Raw genomic sequence first — 16,209 nt, 5'->3', positions numbered from 1 at the left:
CCACCCTGAGAGAGCGCAGAGGAAGAAACTGACAAGGATGTCCCCTTAACGCTCGGGCAGCGGACTGCCCGAGCGGAACGGCTAGCGGCCGATCAGGGCGTTGATTTCGCCGTCGATCTCGCGCATGACGCCGGTGATGTGCTGTACCACCTCCAGACAGCTTGCCGGCGTCAGCGAATCAGGTCGCTTAGCCTCAAAAGGGGCGCACAGTTGTTGTAGCGCAGTAATCCCCAGAATTTGTGCTGAACCGTGCAGACGGTGCAGCGCCCGCAGAAAGATCTGCGGTTCATGCCGGACGATAGCCTGTCCGGCGGCCTGCAAATCTGTGGCCGACGCATCGCGGAACGTCTCCAGCATTTCAGTCATCAGCGCCTGGTCTCCCCCGGTATTTTCGGTCAGCACGCTGAGCTTCAGGTGCCGGGTGACGTTAGGAGATGCGCGGCCCTCCGCTAAACGGCTGAGCTCATGGCTCAGCGTCTGAACCGACACCGGCTTAAACAGACACATATTCATCCCGCTGGTCAGACATGCCTCACGCGACTGCGGGAGTGCGCTGGCGGTCACGCCCCAAATGACCAGGCCCGGATAGCGACGGCGTAACGAGGCCGCCAGCGCCAGACCATCTTTCTTCGGCATATTGAGGTCCGTTATCAGCAGATCGTAATGTTTGCTGGCGAGCTTATTCTCCGCCTCTTCACCGTCGCAGGCTTCATCGACGCTATAGCCGATGGTGCTGAGCTGGCGTTTAAGCAGCAACCGGTTGGTGGGATGGTCGTCCGCTATCAAAATCGCCAGCCCGGGCAGGGCCTGCGGCCTGGCGGGCAATGCCTGCGGCGCATGAATCGCGCAGCGACTCGCCTTGACCGGCAGAGTGAGGGTGAAAGTTGTTCCTACACCCGGGTGACTGACCATCTCCAGCCGACCCTGCATCAGCGCAACCAGCTCTTTGCAAATGACCAACCCCAGTCCGGAGCCGGTCTGCTGGCGCCCCTGGCGTGCCTGAGCATAGCGGTGGAAGAGGGTAGCCTGCTCTGCTTCACTGATCCCGCAGCCGCTGTCGCTGACGGTGAGGGTCAGCTCCCCCTGCGTCTCATCCGCTTGCACCAGCCGGCAGCTGACCTGAATCGCGCCCTCGGCGGTGAACTTCAGCGCATTGCCGATGAGATTATTGAGGATTTGCCGTAGCGCCTGCGGGTCGAGCCACAGCATGGTCCCTTCCTGCAGCGCGTTATGGTGGTGCAGAACGATGCCCTTTTGCTGCGCCAGCGCGCCGAAGGTGTGGCACTGCTGCGACACTAACTGTGCGACATCGCTCCACTGCGGGGTGACCTGGTATTTTCCCGATTCAATCTTGTCGATATCAAGAATATTGCCGATAAGCCCCAGCAGGGTTTGCGCCGTTGACCCCGCCAGCTCGATCGCTTCTTTACGCTGGCCGATGTTCAGCTCCGGGTTCGCCAGCAGTTCCAGAAAGCCGACAATGGCGCTCACCGGCGTGCGCAGCTCGTGGCTCATGCTGGCCAGAAAGCGGCTCTTCGCTTTTGTCGCCTGAATCGCTTTATCTTTCTCGTGCTCCAGCGCCCGGGAGAGCGCCTCCTTCTGCGCCAGTTCTTCTTCCAGCCGCTGTTGGGAGTCTTTGCGTTTGCGCACTTCCCGGCACAGGGAGAGTCCCCAGCCGAGGCTGATGGCGATCAGCACCAGCGCAAAGGCGATCAACTGGTAAAACTGTCGGCTGTACTGGCTCCAGTTCTCAATTTGCTGGCTGGATATTTTCGACCACTTCTCGGTCATCTGCAGAATATCCCGTGGCGGAATCGCCTGCAGCGCTTTGCCAAGAATGGCGGCCAGCACCGGTTCATCGCGCGGGATGGCCAACCGAATGGCGGCGACCGGGAGTCCGTCGATGCGGGTGTAGTGCAGACCCTGTGGATAGTAATGATCGATCATATAGCGGGCGGAGAGTTCCGAGGCCACTGCGGCATCCACTTCGCCCTCTTCCACCATCTTCATGGCGATACCAATGTTATCTGTCTCCACCCAGTTGACCTGTGGAAAGCGCGCTTTCAGGTCGTGGGCGGCAAGCGGCCCCACTGGCAGGGCGATCCGCGCCGCTCGCGTCAGCAGATGCTGGTCAGGCGCGCTGCCGCGAGCGACCAGCACAAAAGCCACGTTAATGAGCGGATCGCTGAGGGTGACATAGTCCTGCGGCTGCGAATTGAGGGTGGCGGCGGGCATGATCGCCCAGTCCTCTTTTTCCATGCGCTTTGCCAGATCGTGGCGATTGCGCACCAGGATGGGTTCAAACTGTAGTCCGGTCTGCAGTGAGAAAATATTCAGCATATCGGCCATGATGCCGCGTAGCTCATCTTCGTCATCCACCAGGGTAAAGGGCGGAAAGTAGGGGTTGACCAGCAGGCGGACGCGACGATGCTTCTGCAGCCAGCGCTGCTCCTCGGCGCTAAAGGGGAGGGGGGTATTGAGAAACGACAGATCGCCGCGGTTGAGCCAGTTTTGCATGATCCGCATCGCGGTATCGCTGTCGATGGCATGAATGAAACGATCGAGGATCTGGTGTAACTCCGGCCGATCGTCGCGGGTGACGAAGCGGTTGTGTTGTTCCTGCTGACGAAAATAGTGCGCAATGACCAACGATTGCGAGAAATACTTCGAGATACAGTGGCCAGTAGTGATGTTGTTGCCAATGAAATACTGATTTTCACCGCTGACCACCGAGGCAAGCGCCTGGTAGTCGCTATCGTAAAGGGTGATTTTGGCGTTGGGAAACGCCTGCTGAATAATATCGAAAAAGGCGCATTCGCGGGTGCAGGCCAGCGTAACGCGGCGGTCAGTGGTCAGCGGCGGCAGGGGGGATTTCAGCGAGGTAACCAGCGCCGGCCAGGTTTTAATCAGCGGCGCGGTTCGCTCCAGGCCCGCGGTGAGCGCATCCCGGTGCGCCACCTGAGTGAGCAAGGTATCGACCTGCCGATCGTCCAGGGCGGCCAGCGCCTGCTGCTCGGTGTCATACTGGCGGATAATCACCTTCAGTCCGAGGCTGCGCTTCATCAGCGCCAGATAGTCGGCGTTAATCCCCTGATAGCTTTCCTCATCGCCGTCATAGACGATGGGCGTCATCTCGGGAAGCCAGGTGCCGATGGTTAACGTCGGTTGTCCGGCAAGCCAGGCTTTCTCCTTAACGCTAAGCGGGATATCGATCGCCGCGATATGAGAATGGCTCTTCAGCTCCAGCTGTTTCATGGCATACGCGGCAGGAGAGAGGCTCAGCGTCAGCCCGACAACGACGGATAAAATAAGACGAACCACCATGCCATCACCCTATTTTATTGCGTTGCGCAAAGTCATAAAGCTCAAGCAGGGAGCTGCAGCCTAATTTATCCATCAGACGGACCTTATAGGTACTTACCGTTTTATTGCTGATATTCATTTTGCTGCCGATGGTGGTGTAGTCGACGCCACAGAGGATATAGCGGAAGACCTTCATCTCCTGCGTTGACAGCGTATCCAGCCGGTCCTGATCGGTGATGCCGTGTGTGCAGAAGCGCTCCAGTGAAAAAGGGAAATAGCTGTAGCCATTATTGGCCGCGTCGATCGCGGCGAGGATATTATTCATTCCCTCTTTTTTACTCACAAAACCATTGGCCCCGCAGTCGGCGCTGCGTTTGCCGTAGAATCGTTCATTCTTTGCGGAAATGACGATGATTTTTCCCTGGTAGCGGCGTTTGCGCAGCTGCTCCAGAACGTCGATGCCACTGAGCTCGGGAATATCGACGTCGACGATCAGCAGGTCAGGCTGCATGCTTTCTGCGGTCTGCACCGCATGGGCGCCGCTGTCGAGTTCTGCCGCGACGGTAATGCCGTTGGTGTCGAGAAGGTTGCGAATGGCAATACGTGCCAATGGATGATCGTCAATGATTATCGCATTCATGGGGGCGTAAATCCTGATATAAAAAAGAATAGCGATGCCTGGTGCAGGTGCGGCGGGGATTATTTTTTATAGGTGCCGGAATAAGGCGCAATTGTAACACAAATCGTTTTCGGCCGGGAAAATATTGTGAATGAGTGCTTGTTGAATATATTTGCATATCTGGATGACAGTTGTAGGAACAGGCGTTCACTGACTTCAGCGCTGTCTGCTGTTAAAAAAAATGCAAACGATTAATCTGCTCTTTTTAAGGTGAGTTGCCGGGAATTCTCTCCGGTGACAGCTGGCAGGTAAAATAATAACAATGGCAAAAGAAAAGCACACACTCTGGCGAAAATGGGTTTGGAAACGACTGATGGCAGGAATCATCGTATTGGCAATGAGTAGCGCGGCGGTGGGAAAGGAGGTAGCGCCCGATGTGGTGCAGACCCGCGATATGATGCGCTGTCAGGATTATCTGCAGCTGGACCCGCGCACCTGGACGCCGATGGTGATCTGGTTGATGAACGATCCTTTTTCACTGCAGCCGCCGGAGTGGACCGACTTTCATGAAGCTGAACTGGTGTTGACGCCGATCCTCACCGAAATCTGCCGCCAGGAACCAGATGCGTGGCTGACTTCGCTGCGTGAACGGCTCAACTCTTACCAGCAGGTGCGGTCGCTGAATTAAGCGACCGCGGTAAAGCGGCAGAAAAAGTGACTAAGTGTGCAGTCAGCGGCCTTCTCCTGCGCAAAGACTCAGCAGCGGCCCGCTTTTTTCGACAGGGCGTCGCAGGTTTTGCTCGCTGGCGTCGGGTTGCTGCCGGCGCAGATAGCATCCGAGACAGTGCTGCCGCCGCCCAGTGGGATCAGCCCGTAAAGTTTCGGCTCGGCGGCTTTCGTCACATAGCAACGATGGCTGGTTTTGCCGATAGTGGCCACAAAGTTGGTTTTCACATCCTGCTGCTTCGCATCGGAAATTGTCACCTGCGAAGCATCGACATTAAAAGCAAAGGCGGCCGCCTCTTTCATTTCACTTTCCGTCGCCATTGGCGGTTTAGCTACGCAACCCATTAATAACAGTGCCAGACAAGTACTGACTGATATATCCCGTATTTTCATCATTTCATCCTTTTTGTGAGTCAACGGGTTATATATAAGAGGGGCGAGAGGGGAGTATTGATTTTGATCAGCTGGCGCAGGCTATGGTTATTTTTCAGATATTGACCTGAAATTTAACGAACCTGGTCGCTGCGGCCGCTGCCGTTTGCTCTCCTGCGTGCCGGCTACCCTCTTTTGCATTCATTTCCGGCGGCAGAAAAATGTAGTTTTAGCCCAACGCCGACCTCATTAATTTTGATAAAACGCGCCAGGCTAACCTTAGCCGCAAGATCGGTACAATGGCATGGATAGAGGGAATCTGGGGACAATGCTTTAAGGTAATCCCCTGTCTTCGTGAGGCGATCTTCATCGGCATTTTGCAGATGGAACCCACCAATGACCGAAACAATGTGATTTTCTCCGGTAACCTGTTTTGCATATTCGATAATGTTAGCTATTCCCGCGTGAGAACAGCCTGTGACTACCACCAGTCCATCTTCTGTCTTTATTGCCAACGCAGAATCATCCATAACGTAATCATCAGTGATTTCGCCTTTATCATCTACCGTTTGGCCTACCGGTGTCAGCATCTCGAATTTATTGTTCCTTGGTATTTGACCAAGGAAGATGATGTTTTCAGTGAGTGGATAAGGTTTTTTGCTGCAAATTTTGTCGAAGAAGAGATCATTTTGATCGAATCTATAGTTGAACCCTATAGATTTTGCATCAAAATACTTTGGGTTTAATGCATCTGGATGGCAAACCAAGTTTATCTTTTTCTCAGGCGTGAAATTTAGGCGATCATAATGTTGGGTTAAATGATTGAGGCCCCAGGTATGATCGTTATGCCCATGAGATAAAACGATACTATCGATAGTGGTTAAATCAATTTTCAACGTTTGCGCATTCTGCAAAAAAACATCCGAATATCCGGTATCGAAAAGGATTTTTTGACCATCATGCTCAATCAGATAGGATACACCAGGCTCACCGACAAGATACCTGTCAATTAATGTATTATTATCAACCAGAACCGTTAATTGCATCAGCAAATCCTCGATGTTGCGCCAACAATATGAAAAGGAAACTCTTTCTATTATGGACCGGTGTTATGCCACATTCATTGCGGATAAGCAATTCACCAACATTTGGCTTGCAGGTTAATGCTGACTAGCCACCTGCAGGAAAAAGAATGCGCATCGCTAAAAAATTCGCAAAGCCCGCTTCTTGCTTGAGTTAGCTATTAATACAGGCGCCGCAATTATCATGTCAATGAAGACGGTGGCAGGGCAATCGCTGTCTTTCATCCCTGACAACTTAACCAGTCTATGAGTATACCGGCATTGCGCCACGCCCTCGTGGTCGACCGAATGAACGCGACCGTCAAGTCGGCCCGTCCGACATCAACGATCCTGAGGGCCGCAGGGATGGAAATGCGCAATTGCCCACATCGCTGACCTGACTTGAGAAACGTCGTATCCAGTAGCATTGCTAATATTGATATATCTTATTTCTATTTGTTATTACTGAATCATTGACAGCATTTGGTTGAACTGATTCAGCCTTGGTGTGAAAGATGAAATTTATAAAAAAATCATGTAGTTAAAATTTAAAGGTTTGTAATCAGCTCGCAAGGTAGAAAGATCGTCTGGATTTTATCCGCTATCATCAAACTGCCAGGAAGGCAGTATGAGTCGTCGTGGTAACTGTCACGATAAAGCAGTTACAGACAGTTTTTTCCCGCTACAGAAACGCGGTAAGTCGCTCTCAGTGATGTTTTTGATGACTTCAAAATGTTTTATAAGAGTAAGCACCGGCATGGTTCGCGCGCTCAGATATCACCAGCAGAATATGAAAACCAATATCATCACTGGTCCGAAAATGTCGGGATTATCCGTGATGGTTATACTGTGTCGGGTATTTTTCTGTTATCTTATCGACTTTTCCTAATATTATTACAGCGTAGGTTGATAAGATTCATTTCAAGTATATCTCGACAGAGAAGCAATCCATCTATTTTAGCCGTAGTAAGACCTAGTTTGCGGATAGTATCATTTTTGATAGTGTAGACCATCTTTTTACTTATGCCTAATTTCGTTGAAAGCTCATGCGTACTGACTCCTGAAGATAGCATTTTTATTATTTTGTACGATTTTTTCCAACCGTTTTTATAGCTGTAGTTTGAGGTTGAGTTAAGTGATGAAAACAAAAAATCAAGAGTTGAGCATTGTGGTGAAATAAGCATTGAATTGTTATTTGTATCATTTTCGTTGAGCTTTAATGGTGTCAATATTATCACGCTAAGATCGTGTGAAGCTGCCAGTCTTAATACTCTACGGCGTTTTCGGAAACAGTGTATATATATTATTATTTTTTGTAGCGGGGTCTTTAATATTTCATCTCGAGTGTGTTTCCAGCTATTTACATTAATGTTATTACTTATGATAAACCCTTCTTTGATTACTGCTTTCAACGCTGCGCTAGCTCCTAATAAGAAAAAAATGTCATCTGAAATGATATGATAGATCATTAAAACCCCTTTGTTTATTTGTTGGAAGCTGTTCGCGTTTGTTTTACATTCAAATTAAATGCTTTATTAATAATGTAAGCATCAAATAGAGGTTTAATTTGTATGCCTTTATGCATCTGGATTCACAATCGCTCAATTAGCTGATGATTAAAATTTCTTTCGGTGCACGAAAATAAAATCTGGTAATGACATAGCGCCATGCTGGGAGGGTTTGATGTCTCATCACACTGGCTTATGAGATGCAGAGTAAGGTCATTTTCCTAAATGGTGAATTTTTTTTGTTAAAACATAAGTAAAACTTGTTATTTAACAACTGGTTATGATGATAAGTAAAACTAAGGTTTTGCTTATACTCAGAAAGTTGTGTGTTAGTCAGACTGCGAACTATTGGGAAGTATTTTTTTAAAATAAAGCGTTAATTACGTTAACGCAGCTCGTTTAAAACATCCGGAGTTATGCTAATGTATTGATATGTTTTGTATTAAAAGTACTTTCATTTTGTTGAGGGGCGTATGGATAAATATATTATTGATAATGAGATTGTTTTCTCCCCTCAGGAGAAACAGCTGTTATCTTTAAAGAATTCATCAACATTTACTATGCATAGCGCCAGCTCCAGTTGTTTGACACTTTTACTTGAGAAACATGGCGAGGTGGTAACCCAGCCTGAACTCATGGTGGCGGGTTGGGGGACGAATGCTATGCGTACCGTATCCAATGCAGCTTACTATCAATGTTTTGTTAATTTGCGTAAGGTTTTCAGGGAATTAGGTTATCAGAAGGAAATACTCACCACGGTCAGAGGGAAGGGAATTCGTGTCAATAAGTATGTTAGAATAAAAAAAGTTGTTGAGGATGGGGCTACCATTTCGCCACTTCGTCAACAGGATATTTCCAAACCAGAACAACCGGTTAAGCATAATTTACGCCGTGCAGAACTTTCCCCGGCTTTTCTGACCTCAGAGGCTGCATTTCTGCCCGCTCGAGAGGCGCAACCGGAGACCGCTAGCGAACCGGTTGTGGTAAAAAAAATATTTTCTCAACGTATAGTCTATCTGCTACTGTTACTTGGTGGCCTGCTATCTATTGCTTTCTTTATATGGACGATTATCAATAAAGAGAACGAGTTTACCATCGATGGCTATCGTAATTTTGCCAAGGAGCCATCCTGTGTTTATTTTAACGACCGAAACGATAATAATGATTTTGTTGTTGGTTTTTTACAACGTCACGGATACAATTGCAGTGCCGGGAAAAAATATTTTGTTTCCTATTTTTCGACTTCACCACGGTTGACTATTTTTATCTGTGGTCCTCAAGCTACCCTCAAATGTGATTCTGTAACCTACATTGTGGATAAAAATGACTAGATCTGTTTTTTCTGCTATATGCATGCTCCTGATGTTTCTTCCATCGGGTGTCTATGCTAATGATGATGTCACTTGTGAAGTTAATCATAGTTTGTATCACGATGATCTTGTGATTAAGGCATTCTACCGGTTTATCCTATCTAAAGGAACTGGGGTGATATTAATAAATGGAAAGGTTAATAATGACAAGGCTGCATATATCATCAGCCGAGAGGTCCGTTTTACTTATAATAAAAAAAGCGCCACTGATTATTTTTTGATAAATGATATCATCCACAAAAATCCGCTGGACAATGTTCCAGATTTCTTGCTCATGAAGCATTATCCCTCATTCTTTGTCGAAAATGGTAACTCTTTAACCTTTCGGATTAAACGAGAGAACAAAAGTGACTTTATTATGAGCTTTGTCAATGCACCTTTTTTTTATTGTAATGGCAGCAGCATCAAACGCTAATTATCGGTATGGTATGGCACCATGAAAAAATCTTCATCCCAGCATGCCTGGAGCTTTTTTTTCATAAATATACGGCAAGCGCCATCAGGTAAACAGTCAATTTTTCCAAATTCCTCCCAGCCGCTTTTCTTGTAGAAACCTGGAGCGTGGATATTCATGGTGTACAGAAATCCGGCAACACACCCTCGTTTTCGGCCTTCATCTTCGAATCGTTGTAATAACCCTTTCCCAATCCCCATTGATCTGAGTTCTGGTGGTAGATAAACAAAATCTATGAACAGTAAGCCCAGGGAAGAACGTCCGAGTATTCCCCCAAGAACCTTCCCACTATTTGTCTCGCGGATAACCACAGATAGAGGCTTTCTGTCACTAATATTGGTAATTTGATCGGTGAAATTTTTCAAACCGTTTTCAATTGATATCAGGTCCTCCAGGGCAATATTTTCTGACACATCTATCCTGAATCCTTCCATTCGTTCCATTCCTTCCTCCTGATTATTGGTTTTTGTCCGTTTTCTATCAAAGGGAGTGCCAAAAAGACTTCACCTATACCGCCCTCCTGAGTCGCACATGAGTCAAGTTCCAAAGGACAGCCCTCAGCATGGTGTTTATCTCGTGGCTTCTGATTTCTTTTACTGCCCTAAGTGATTGCGCTCCATGCCATAATCGTCAATCCAGGTAAATGATTTCAGCTGTGTCCTGAGGGTTGCCGACTGCGGGAGCATAATACTCAGCGACGAAAATGGCTGGAGCAGTCCGTCGGCCGGCAGGTTGCCGATCTCATCCCCGTTATCGAGGACAATTTTTAGCAGGGTATAGTGCAGTGGTGAGAGGTTACTCATCTTAAGGCATATTTTTCCATCGCAGCGTGTTGTTGTTGAGACGATCTTCTTAACGTTCTTTTCGGGGGTTATGTTTGCCAGTGCCGCGGGGCGGTAAAAAAGTTTGATGCGCGTGCGGAAAGCCATCTGCAGCAGAATTTTTTCCCCTTTTCCGGCCCCAGCGGCCTCAGGCGGGATTTCCAGCGCGTTAAGCCAGAATAACGATTCGCGATCGGTCGGCAACGTGCTGCGATCGCCAGCCAGCTGTAGGCGCACGATGCGGGAATCATGTCCGTTGAGGCGGAAAACCGGCGGCTGGATAAGAAATGGCATTCTGATGATTTCCGGACGATCCAGATAGTTGTCCCGGTCGGTCCACAACTGCATAAGGACCGCACTGTTCCCCTCATTCATAATGCTAAACGTTACCTCGCGATCCTGCTCGCTGACCACCAGGCGGGTGAAGTTAATATAGGTTTCAGCCGTTACCGGGGCGGTTAAAAAAATTACCAGAAAAAGTGAAGCCAATTTTGTAATGAAGGCCATGACGTACGCTCCCGGTGGCGATATTTATCTGTAGCGAACGGTAAAGACTACCGCCCCGTTGATACTGCCTGATGTAACGTTATTTTCCGTCTGGTAAAGGCCCGCGCGCAGCGGTACCGAGTAGTTGGCATTACTTTTGGTGGTATCATAATCGTCCAGGAGATACTCAGTATTGAACGACAGGGGTATATCCTGGTCGTTCAGCAACTGAATGCCCACCCCGCTGGCGGTAGAGGCGCTGCTCAGGGCAAAGACCCCCTGCGTATTATCAATAATCGACGAATTTGGGGTAAACAAATAGCTGATGCTGGCTAAGCCGGCAGGACACTTTTTAAAGTCCAGGTTAAAGTCGGTCCGCGAAGTGGTATAGCCGATGCCGGTAAAGCCAGCCCGGCTCGCAGGGGGGAGATCGACGGTAACATTGGGGGTAGTGCAGGTTCCACCGGTGGTTGAAATTACCAGCCCGCCGGAGCGGAACTGGGCGATCATATAGGTGCCGCTACCGAAGGAGGTATTGCCCTGATAGCTTTGGTAATGACGCATATAAACTGGGTCAAAAATGTTGAGACTTCCCGCCGTTAACGACGTTGAGGTCTTGACAAAACGTACCTGAACATCGACGCCAACATTCCATGAACTGCCGCTGTCGCTGGCATTGAATAGCTGCGCGGGCGTCTGGTAAATGCCGTTTTTGGCGGTCAACGGGTACCAGTCGCTGACCTGGCCCTTTACCGTATAACGCCATCGTGCGACGTAACCCAGGCCGGCCTTTACCGCAGTGTTGTAAATCGTGTAGGTCTGGCCATCGATCTGGGCAGTACTCCAGATGGTATAGGGCGGATATGCCTGTACCGCAACAGGGATATCCGAGTCTTGATAGGCGGTGCGATGGTTGCAGGTCCACGCCGTGGGATTCGACGAGGTGAACCAACTGCCGAGTAAATCGCCCACCTCCGCATCTTTGCCCACCTGAACAGTAGCGGAGTCAAAGTACTGATAATAGCCGTTGGTTCTGGTGCAATCGACCCAGCTTCCGTCTGCCCGGGCGAAACCACATAAGCCGCTGAAAGCGAGCAGGTACGGGGCTATAATACGCAAAATGCTTTTCATTATTCACATCTCCTGTTACTGGCAAACTGCGTTAAGCTGCGGCAGCTCACCGGCAGGCGTTGATTTTCCGCTCGGCAGGCGGTAGCTAAATGAGCAGCGTTGGTTTCCTCCACTCCCCCAACGTACGTGAAGCTGTCCGTTCTCATTTTTCACCCGTACAAACGCCTGCCCTCCCTGGGTGACATATCCGACGGTATTGTTAGCTTCATCAAGAACGGATGCACCAAACGGCAGTTCAGTAGACGGGTGTCTGAGTGTCAGAAGCGCAGAGTGGCCGACATCGGTTTTATACTTCATTAAGACCACCGCTCCCGCCGTGGGGACGCTATTCAGGCTGGTAACTTCCAGTGAAATATCGTTTGATAAGCCTTTCGGATCGAGCCCAATGGTATTTTGTCGGTACGGCGTTAAATACGGCACAGCCGCCTTACCCGAGCTGTTTAGCCGCAGGCTGTTGTTATTGGTAATTTTGGCTCCTGCAGCGTGATCTGCTTCAATTACGGCCATGGTGTCGCCCATCACCGGCGTCAGCGCCACGCCGCTCTGCCATGCCACACCGCCGCCGGATAGACTCACCCCGTACTGCTGATAGCCCTTTCCTGCGGACATGCTGCCGCCAATGTTGCTCCACGGCGAGGTCCAGTTGCCGCTCAGACCGCCGGTTGTTCGGGTCCCAACATCCTTGTAACGGTCTACGCTACCAAAGGCGCTATAGCTGTACTGGCGGTTGTCGCCAGCGGTTCCTGCAAGCGAGTTCTGTATGCCCCGATGATCGCGTTCCTGAATGTAGGTGGAGTTGAGATAGGCCGAACGGCCGCTGTCGCCGAGCGGCAGCGAAATGCCGATCGCAATCTTATTATCCCACTTGTCCTTCATCAGGTCCCAGGTACGGCTACCGTTAATGTTGAGGTTAAAACGCTTGAATACATTGGTGTAGCCGAACTGGTATTCCGTATCGCGGCCACTGCGGTTCCAGTAGTCCTGGCTACTGATGCTGATATTAAAGCTGCCCCACGAATCGTCGATATCTTGCGTGGCACTCAACTGAACGCGGTTTTTGCGGTTAGCGGTATCGTTGAACCAGCTGCTGTCGCGTAACTGCCCGGCGCGCAGCCTCATGGCGTCGTCAATACCGTAATAGCCCGAACTAGAATAGCGGTAGCTGGCGAGAGTTACGTTGGTATTCACCACCGGCAGTATTTTGGCAAAAGAGAAGCGTAAGCTTTGCCCTTCACGCTTGATATCGTCGCGCAACGTGCTGCGGGCGTGGGTGATATCCGTCGAAATTGCGCCAGCAGAGGTATTCAGGGCAACGCCACCTGCGACCGATTGATAGTTCTCGCCGCCCAGGATGCCGGTGTAGCCGGTAATCAGGTTGCTGAAGCCGTGGCGCAGCGTGCCCTGCATGATGTCCGGTTTTTCATCCACGGAGGCATTATGGTAGCGTCCACCCATTAAGGTATAGCGGGTGGTGCCTGGGCGCAAAAGTTCTGCAATAGAGGCGTAGGTAACGGTAAAGCGACGCTCGCTGCCGTCCGCTTCTTTAATCGTTACCAGCAGGTCCCCCCCGACCCCTGTCGGATACAGGTCGTCCAGCGTAAATGGCCCCGGCGGCACGGTTGTTTCATAGATACGTGTGCCCCGCTGGCTCACCTGGATCAGCGCATTGGTGTTGGCAATACCGTTGACCACCGGCGCAAATCCGCGCTGAGAATCCATATACATCCGATCGTCTGACGACAGCATCACGCCGCGAAAGCCCACGCTATCAAACACATTCCCGTCGGTGGAGGATTCGCCGATCACCAGCCTGCTACGCAGTGGAATAATCGCACGCTCAAGGTAAGTATTGGTATTGTCGTACTGCCAGCCCTGGCCTTTGTTCCAGTTAAACGAGCCACGGTAGCGCAGACGCCAGGCGTCCCAGTTGATGCCGCCGCGTAGCCCCAGGTACTGTGTTTCCAGCGAGTCGCCGCCGGACATGCTGGAATGGTAGGCGTTATAATCATACTGCAGCGTCGCGGCGGGAATACCGTGATCCCATAGCTCAGGGCTGACGTAGCCCCGGGCATGGCGAAGTAGATAAATCTGTGGCGCCTGAATGTTAATTCGCTGAGTACCAATATCATATTCGGCGCTCAGATCGGGGACGATATCTTTAGCGCGGAGGCAAGCGTTAGCCGATTGTAGCTTTTGTAATATTTCGCTGGTTAACTTATCAATGTTCATACCCAGCATGGAAACCAAATTAATATTAAAACACGGCTTAGCAACGATTGGGTTCTCTTCGTCATAGGTAAAATTAACGTCCGTACGGCCTTTCCATTTATCATTAACATAAATATCAACCGTATGAGTCCCGCTGGCTATGGGATTACCTTGGGAATATGCGCCAACGTCAATAGCTGAACGCATAAATGCACTATTAAAAACAACTTCTTCATTTTCTTTTGCTGATGCCGCTTGAGATAAGGCAATGGATAATATAACCAGTTGTGCAATACGTGATAAACGAACTGAAGAAGTTTTCTTGTTATTATTTTGGCAATTCCTGCTCATTTTTGGTTTCCCCTCCGTAATCATTAATTACACTGTAGAAAAGTGTGAGGCCTTTCAGGCTTTCAGCTCTTTTTGCTGTCAGCGGGAGACTCATTTCACCCTGAGGTGCCAGCATGCGTCGCGGAAAATTATCAACGGTGGCGACAACCGCAGCATGTTTTGATTTACGGAGCTCGATGCTGCTGAATGTAACAAAATAGGGGGATTTATTTTTTACATTTAACGTATTGCCGTGCAACGTAAATTTAAGGTTCTTATAAGCCTCCAGAGGAGTTTGCTGAAGGTTGGTTGGACGGTAGAACAATTTAATTCGCGTTCGAAAGGCAAGCTGTAAAAGGTTAGTGCCACTCTCCACTAAACTAGTGGGTTTTGGCGGAACCTCGAGCATATTGAACCAGTACAGCGTCTCCCGGTCCTGGGGCAGGGCGGCATTAGTGAACATGATCCTCACCGCCTGACCTTTTGTGGGGTCGATGCGTACCACTGGAGGATTAATAATAAAAGGAACCTTTACTTCACCGGGTTTAGCTTTAGGATTCCCATCATCAATCCACAGTTGTAACAAATACGGATTCTTACCATTGTTTTTTAACTGGACAACAGCTTCTTTATCTTTTGAATTAAAGATGATGCGTGTTCCGTTAATTGCTACGTCCGCTACAGCGCTTGAGGGAATAATACTCGAGGCTATGAGGATGCAACCGGAGAGTAAATATTTAAACATCAAAAAACCTCATTATTATTGGGAGCAGGCAATCCTGCTCCCTGATTTGTTACTCGTAAACCATGGTGTAATCGACCTGGGTCGTCACGGTACCGGCATTTGCTGCGCCGGTTGCGTAGTACTGAGCGAAGTAGTTTAAGGTGCCGCTACCGCCAGAAATATCAACCGGAACATCGTTTTGACCATTGGCCACGGAAGCGCCGGCGACGATCGGGTTACGCGCAGAGTTCAGCAGCTGAACCTGTACATTGCTTGCCGCATCCGCTACACCAGAATCAATATTCAGACGGCCGCTCTGGCTATCAACATAGGCGCCTGGTTCAAAATAGGTGCTGGCCGTAGCAAGAGCGGTACCGGAGCAGCCGCCCAAAGAGATATTGAACGGCGTTGCACCGGCAGTTGCGCCCGCAGCGGCCAGCGTAGAAGCTGAAACCGTTGGTAAGGTTATGGTTGCACTATTCGTTCCGCCATTAACGGAAATAGTACACGTTGTGTCGGTAATCTTGCCGTTAATAGTGATGGTGCCGTCAGCTGCAATTGCTGAAGTTGCTGCTGCAGAAGAGAGGATCAGCATCAGCGCTGAAAGAGTGTGTTTAGAGTTACGCATAATTTTAATTCCTTTATTTGTATTGGTATAATCAGAAACATAACAATGCTATCGAGGTTATTTTTAATAAATAACTCATGTTTTATTAGCATAGAACGTCGATAGCATCATTTTTCATTAGCAATTGGAAGTGCTTGTTAATGAATGACAACGATGCTCTTGCAATTATTTCAGTATTTGTATGAAATCCCTGGTGGCACATTTTAGATTGGTATGACTCTGTGTGTTATCGCTCCGTTTTAAATTTTCTGGTGGTTGATGGGGGCCAAATAGATAAAATTACATGTTTGTAAATTATGCCTCCATGGTAAACATGAGATTTTGGCACCTATCTATTGGCTGTTTTTTATTTTTATACAGCCAGGGTTCAGCTGCATGTTTAATTTTTAACGTATATAGATGCCCATTTACAATAGTTTAAAGCAATCAAAATTGATGTATTGATTTTCGTTTCCTATTGATGTGGGC

14 protein-coding genes and 1 pseudogene are annotated in these 16,209 nt (G+C 49.2%); 4 read left to right on the top strand and 11 right to left on the bottom strand.

Features of this window, described 5'->3' with window-relative positions; genetic code table 11:
* Window positions 1–81: 81 nt before the first annotated feature.
* Together CWM61_RS22135 and evgA are read right to left on the bottom strand one after the other, a co-directional pair.
* A complete protein-coding gene (locus CWM61_RS22135) occupies window positions 82–3,324 on the bottom strand; it encodes an ATP-binding protein (protein WP_100631941.1) in 3,243 nt (1,080 codons plus the stop codon).
* A 4-nt stretch (window positions 3,325–3,328) separates the two neighbouring features.
* Entirely contained in the window at window positions 3,329–3,943 is a 615-nt protein-coding gene (evgA, locus tag CWM61_RS22130; RefSeq protein ID WP_074387553.1) for an acid-sensing system DNA-binding response regulator EvgA, read from the bottom strand.
* A 301-nt stretch (window positions 3,944–4,244) separates the two neighbouring features.
* On the opposite strand from evgA, the gene CWM61_RS22125 reads away from it, so the two are divergent.
* On the top strand, window positions 4,245–4,610 hold the full coding sequence (locus CWM61_RS22125; RefSeq protein WP_165784219.1) for an HdeA/HdeB family chaperone: 366 nt from the start codon (window positions 4,245–4,247) through the stop codon (window positions 4,608–4,610).
* 68 nt (window positions 4,611–4,678) lie between these two features.
* On the opposite strand, the gene CWM61_RS22120 is transcribed toward CWM61_RS22125, so the two are convergent.
* Together CWM61_RS22120 and CWM61_RS22115 are read right to left on the bottom strand one after the other, a co-directional pair.
* Window positions 4,679–4,951: a hypothetical protein gene (locus CWM61_RS22120; protein ID WP_032691249.1), complete on the bottom strand. Its 273-nt coding sequence runs from the start codon at window positions 4,949–4,951 to the stop codon at window positions 4,679–4,681.
* A gap of 254 nt (window positions 4,952–5,205) precedes the next feature.
* Window positions 5,206–6,066: an MBL fold metallo-hydrolase gene (locus CWM61_RS22115; protein ID WP_100631940.1), complete on the bottom strand. Its 861-nt coding sequence runs from the start codon at window positions 6,064–6,066 to the stop codon at window positions 5,206–5,208.
* Between the two features lie 616 nt (window positions 6,067–6,682).
* Here CWM61_RS22115 and CWM61_RS22110 point away from each other — a divergent pair.
* A pseudogene (locus tag CWM61_RS22110) lies at window positions 6,683–6,906 on the top strand (IS3 family transposase); the annotation flags it as partial.
* Window positions 6,907–6,953: 47 nt separating this feature from the next.
* On the opposite strand, the gene CWM61_RS28865 reads toward CWM61_RS22110, so the two are convergent.
* Window positions 6,954–7,550, bottom strand: coding sequence for a hypothetical protein (locus tag CWM61_RS28865; RefSeq protein ID WP_133122281.1), 597 nt, complete (start codon window positions 7,548–7,550; stop codon window positions 6,954–6,956).
* Window positions 7,551–8,062: 512 nt separating this feature from the next.
* Here CWM61_RS28865 and CWM61_RS22105 point away from each other — a divergent pair.
* Together CWM61_RS22105 and CWM61_RS22100 are read left to right on the top strand one after the other, a co-directional pair.
* Window positions 8,063–8,920, top strand: a complete 858-nt coding sequence (locus tag CWM61_RS22105) for a winged helix-turn-helix domain-containing protein (protein WP_100631938.1) — start codon at window positions 8,063–8,065, stop codon at window positions 8,918–8,920.
* Entirely contained in the window at window positions 8,913–9,374 is a 462-nt protein-coding gene (locus tag CWM61_RS22100; protein ID WP_100631937.1) for a FidL-like protein, read from the top strand. Before CWM61_RS22105 ends, CWM61_RS22100 begins: the two co-directional genes overlap by 8 nt.
* Here CWM61_RS22100 and CWM61_RS22095 read toward each other — a convergent pair.
* The 6 genes from CWM61_RS22095 to CWM61_RS22070 form a co-directional block, all read right to left on the bottom strand.
* Complete coding sequence (locus CWM61_RS22095) at window positions 9,371–9,847, bottom strand: GNAT family N-acetyltransferase (RefSeq protein ID WP_100631970.1); 477 nt, start codon at window positions 9,845–9,847, stop codon at window positions 9,371–9,373. The two genes, CWM61_RS22100 and CWM61_RS22095, sit on opposite strands and share 4 nt — an antisense overlap.
* Window positions 9,848–10,006: 159 nt before the next feature.
* A complete protein-coding gene (locus CWM61_RS22090) occupies window positions 10,007–10,741 on the bottom strand; it encodes a molecular chaperone (protein WP_100631936.1) in 735 nt (244 codons plus the stop codon).
* A 24-nt stretch (window positions 10,742–10,765) separates the two neighbouring features.
* Window positions 10,766–11,851, bottom strand: a complete 1,086-nt coding sequence (locus tag CWM61_RS22085; protein ID WP_100631935.1) for a fimbrial protein — start codon at window positions 11,849–11,851, stop codon at window positions 10,766–10,768.
* 15 nt (window positions 11,852–11,866) lie between these two features.
* Complete coding sequence (locus CWM61_RS22080; RefSeq protein ID WP_100631934.1) at window positions 11,867–14,410, bottom strand: fimbria/pilus outer membrane usher protein; 2,544 nt, start codon at window positions 14,408–14,410, stop codon at window positions 11,867–11,869.
* A complete protein-coding gene (locus CWM61_RS22075) occupies window positions 14,388–15,134 on the bottom strand; it encodes a molecular chaperone (protein WP_100631933.1) in 747 nt (248 codons plus the stop codon). The genes CWM61_RS22080 and CWM61_RS22075 overlap by 23 nt, the downstream gene beginning before the upstream one ends.
* Window positions 15,135–15,183: 49 nt before the next feature.
* Window positions 15,184–15,741 carry a fimbrial protein gene (locus CWM61_RS22070; protein WP_100631932.1) on the bottom strand — a complete coding sequence of 186 codons (558 nt, stop codon included), beginning with the start codon at window positions 15,739–15,741 and terminating at the stop codon, window positions 15,184–15,186.
* Window positions 15,742–16,209 lie beyond the last annotated feature (468 nt).

The organism is Klebsiella sp. K-Nf6, from assembly GCF_002806655.1.
Lineage (GTDB): Bacteria > Pseudomonadota > Gammaproteobacteria > Enterobacterales > Enterobacteriaceae > Klebsiella > Klebsiella variicola.
This window is presented reverse-complemented; position numbering and strand designations above follow the sequence as displayed.

What these genes read in the sequence shown, in the direction of transcription:
- CWM61_RS22135 (WP_100631941.1), bottom strand. Translation starts at nt 3,324, where the DNA reads ATGGTGGTTCGTCTTATTTTATCCGTCGTTGTCGGGCTGACGCTGAGC.
- evgA (WP_074387553.1), bottom strand. Translation starts at nt 3,943, where the DNA reads ATGAATGCGATAATCATTGACGATCATCCATTGGCACGTATTGCCATT.
- CWM61_RS22125 (WP_165784219.1), top strand. Translation starts at nt 4,245, where the DNA reads ATGGCAAAAGAAAAGCACACACTCTGGCGAAAATGGGTTTGGAAACGA.
- CWM61_RS22120 (WP_032691249.1), bottom strand. Translation starts at nt 4,951, where the DNA reads ATGAAAGAGGCGGCCGCCTTTGCTTTTAATGTCGATGCTTCGCAGGTG.
- CWM61_RS22115 (WP_100631940.1), bottom strand. Translation starts at nt 6,066, where the DNA reads ATGCAATTAACGGTTCTGGTTGATAATAATACATTAATTGACAGGTAT.
- CWM61_RS28865 (WP_133122281.1), bottom strand. Translation starts at nt 7,550, where the DNA reads ATGATCTATCATATCATTTCAGATGACATTTTTTTCTTATTAGGAGCT.
- CWM61_RS22105 (WP_100631938.1), top strand. Translation starts at nt 8,063, where the DNA reads ATGGATAAATATATTATTGATAATGAGATTGTTTTCTCCCCTCAGGAG.
- CWM61_RS22100 (WP_100631937.1), top strand. Translation starts at nt 8,913, where the DNA reads ATGACTAGATCTGTTTTTTCTGCTATATGCATGCTCCTGATGTTTCTT.
- CWM61_RS22095 (WP_100631970.1), bottom strand. Translation starts at nt 9,847, where the DNA reads ATGGAAGGATTCAGGATAGATGTGTCAGAAAATATTGCCCTGGAGGAC.
- CWM61_RS22090 (WP_100631936.1), bottom strand. Translation starts at nt 10,741, where the DNA reads ATGGCCTTCATTACAAAATTGGCTTCACTTTTTCTGGTAATTTTTTTA.
- CWM61_RS22085 (WP_100631935.1), bottom strand. Translation starts at nt 11,851, where the DNA reads ATGAAAAGCATTTTGCGTATTATAGCCCCGTACCTGCTCGCTTTCAGC.
- CWM61_RS22080 (WP_100631934.1), bottom strand. Translation starts at nt 14,410, where the DNA reads ATGAGCAGGAATTGCCAAAATAATAACAAGAAAACTTCTTCAGTTCGT.
- CWM61_RS22075 (WP_100631933.1), bottom strand. Translation starts at nt 15,134, where the DNA reads ATGTTTAAATATTTACTCTCCGGTTGCATCCTCATAGCCTCGAGTATT.
- CWM61_RS22070 (WP_100631932.1), bottom strand. Translation starts at nt 15,741, where the DNA reads ATGCGTAACTCTAAACACACTCTTTCAGCGCTGATGCTGATCCTCTCT.